The organism is Gemella sp. GH3 (assembly GCF_013415425.1).
Taxonomy (GTDB): domain Bacteria; phylum Bacillota; class Bacilli; order Staphylococcales; family Gemellaceae; genus Gemelliphila.
The window spans coordinates 1-3,119 of record NZ_JACBYC010000055.1; the positions used below are offsets into that span (position 1 = coordinate 1).

The following is a 3,119-nucleotide window of genomic DNA, read 5'->3' on the forward strand; positions in this document are numbered from 1 at the left end:
TTTAACAAAAATCACAAAAGAAAAATATCAGGATCATGAGAAGTTAGAACATAATATAATAAGCGTAAAAGGTGCTATTAAAATTTTAGAAAAAAATATCGAAGAAACAGAAGAAACATTGAAATATGTAGATGAAAAAATACAAAAATTCAAAAAAGAAAATCAACAAGAGAATACAGATAGATTTATAAAGGCAAGAGAAGAATTAGAGAAAGACTTACAAAATTATAAAACACAAAAAGAAAACAAAGAAAAAGAATTACAAAAACTTTTCACAGATAATACAGAACTTGAAAAAATATTCACTGATATTTTCGGCGAATTACATAAGCATTAAACAGTAGAAAATATAAAGGACAAACAAAATGGAGCAATTAAAAAGACTTAATAATTCCCAAAGACAGGCAGTATTAAGTAATTCAAAAGAAATAATGCTTGTCGCAGGTGCGGGAACGGGTAAGACAAATACGATTATAAGCAAAATAGAATATTTAGTTACAAAAAAAGAAGTGCTGCAAAGTAATATACTTGCGATTACTTTTACAAATAAAGCAGTAAATGAAATAAAAGAAAGATTAAATATAAGTTTAGGTAGTAATAATGTAGTAGTAAATACATTTCACGAATTAGCACGAACGATTATTTATGATAATGATAATTATAAAAAATTAGGATATACTAACTTAACAATAATTGATGATGAAATCAAGGAAAAGACAATATCTAATATGCTTGAAATTACTGATAACTTTGAAATACTTAATAGATATGGAATTACAATTAAAAAGTTAATGCAAGATTTTTTATTAATAAAAAATAATCTTTATATAAAATCTAAAGAACAAGATTTAGAAAATCAAATAGAAACATTATACGCTTTGTATATAATGTATTTAAAAAATAATGACTTAATAGAAATTGACGATTTAATATCTATTAGTGTAAATTTATTGAATAATGATAAAGAAATATTATCAAAATATAAAAATAGATTTACTCATATTTTTATAGACGAATATCAAGACATAAATAGAAGTCAGTATGATTTAATTAAACTAATATCATCTAAAACAAATATATTAGTTGTAGGAGATGAAGACCAAAGTATCTATAGTTGGCGTGGTAGTAATAGTAAATATTTTAAAGAATTTCAAAAAGAATACCCTAATTGTGAAGTAATTAAACTCGAACAAAATTATCGTTCTACAAAAGAAATATTATATCTAGCTGAAAGTTTTATAAAACAAAATAAAAATAGGATTGATAAAACTCTAATAACAGATAGGACTAATACGATACCTAAAATATTATTAACAAATGAAATAACAAAACAAATAACATATACATTAACTGAAATACAAAAAAATAAAAACAAATACAATTATAATCAAAATGTAATATTAATAAGAAATAGAAATATCGAATTAATTACAATTTTAAAAATAAAACTTGTAGAATATAATATACCATATCAAATAATAGGAGATTACCCATTGTACAGAAGAAAAGTAGTAAAAGATTTGATAAGCGTATTGCGTTTTTTAGAAAATAAAAACAATAACTATCACTTGAAAAGGGTGGCAACTAATTTAAAGTTTGGTCTAGGTAAAACGTTTTTTAAAATTTTAGATGATATTAGGAAAAATTTGGGAATAGAAACTTACTTTGAAATAATTGAAAACTATAATAAATATCATGTAAAAAAATTAAAAAGATATACAAATAAAATGGAAGAATTTATAAATTTTTTTGATAAATACAATATAGAGAAATCATTTGACACTTTGATTGAAGAAATAATTTATGATTTATTTTATCAAACAAAAAATAAAGATTATGATTATCTGCAGGAGTTTTTAAAAGAAGCTAGAGAATATTACAAAAGAAATGGATATAAGACTACAAAAGAGTATTTAGATTACATACAATATTTTAAAGAATTATCAACAAAAGATAAATTACAAATAATGACAATGCACGCAAGCAAAGGTTTAGAATTTAATAACGTTTATATATTAAATATAAATTCGAATTATCCATTTTTATATAAATCAAATTATATGAAACTCGATAAATTAGAATTATCAAATAATAATATTATCGAAGAAGAAAGACGCTTATTATATGTGGCAATGACAAGAGCGATTGATAATTTATATATTTTTGGAGATAAAAATTCAAAGTTCATAAAAGAATTAAATAGTTTTAACGGATATACTTGACTAAATAATAAAAAAGAGTAGCAATATAAAGCTACTCTCTTTTTTAAGTTAAAATAAACAATTTAGTCAATAACTAATAAGTTATCGACAAATGCAATTAAAAAGATGTATTGAATAAACAATACACAGTTATTATAAGGTAAATATTAAAAAAAATCAATAAAAAAGTATGAAAAAACTATTGACGTTATAGCGACAACATGTTATAATAAATATATAAGTTAAAACAACAACCAAAAATAAAAAATGTAATTAAAAGGAGAATAGAGAATATGTTTAATGATTTAGAAAGTAAAGAATTTAAAAGAGATGAACTGAAATTTAAAATATTATTAACTATAATGGTTATGCTAGCTACAATATTATTTGTTTTTTTAGCTATGAAATTATTTAACAATAATATTAATATTGATTATTATGCAAATATAATTATGATTGTATCTTGTGCTTTTGCATTGATATGTAATTGCTTTGCGATAAAATTAGTTTTAAAAGAATATTAAGGAATTGATTTATGACAAAAAAATTAACACAATATCAAATAAGACAAATGAGATTAACAGATGAACAAAAAGAAAAAGAAAAAGAAAGAAGACGGGAAAGGGACAGGCTTAGACGTCAAAGAGAAGATAAAAAAAAGAAAGAACAATATAAATATGTTCAATATAAGAGTTATGCAAAAACATTTTTATCAGAATTAATAAAAGAAGAAGATAAAAGAGAATTTAAAGAATTATTAAAAAAACTATAGAGAGATTAAAAGCTCTCTTTTTATTATTTATTAAAATTATGTATTGCAACAAATATGGTTATGTTATAATAAAAATAAAGGGTTTATAGCTATGGATAATACAAGTTTATTAAATTTATTTAACATAAAAGATAAAAGAATAATTA

General features: G+C 21.4%; 4 protein-coding genes. All 4 read left to right on the plus strand.

The features are described 5' to 3' along the window. On the plus strand, positions 1–337 hold a 337-nt coding region (locus HZY83_RS01535), incomplete at its 5' end, for a hypothetical protein (RefSeq protein WP_218925300.1). Between the two features lie 28 nt (positions 338–365). Beyond that, the gene (locus HZY83_RS01540) at positions 366–2,222 is read left to right on the plus strand and encodes an ATP-dependent helicase (protein WP_179942338.1); all 1,857 of its coding nucleotides are present in this window, start codon (positions 366–368) and stop codon (positions 2,220–2,222) included. A 272-nt stretch (positions 2,223–2,494) separates the two neighbouring features. Further along, positions 2,495–2,725 carry a hypothetical protein gene (locus HZY83_RS01545; RefSeq protein ID WP_179942339.1) on the plus strand — a complete coding sequence of 77 codons (231 nt, stop codon included), beginning with the start codon at positions 2,495–2,497 and terminating at the stop codon, positions 2,723–2,725. Positions 2,726–2,736: 11 nt separating this feature from the next. Beyond that, complete coding sequence (locus HZY83_RS01550) at positions 2,737–2,973, plus strand: hypothetical protein (protein ID WP_179942340.1); 237 nt, start codon at positions 2,737–2,739, stop codon at positions 2,971–2,973. Positions 2,974–3,119: the final 146 nt, after the last annotated feature.

Bases quoted from the DNA above. Each gene is read 5' to 3' on its own strand.
- HZY83_RS01550 (WP_179942340.1), top strand. From the start codon at position 2,737: ATGACAAAAAAATTAACACAATATCAAATAAGACAAATGAGATTAACA.
- HZY83_RS01540 (WP_179942338.1), top strand. From the start codon at position 366: ATGGAGCAATTAAAAAGACTTAATAATTCCCAAAGACAGGCAGTATTA.
- HZY83_RS01545 (WP_179942339.1), top strand. From the start codon at position 2,495: ATGTTTAATGATTTAGAAAGTAAAGAATTTAAAAGAGATGAACTGAAA.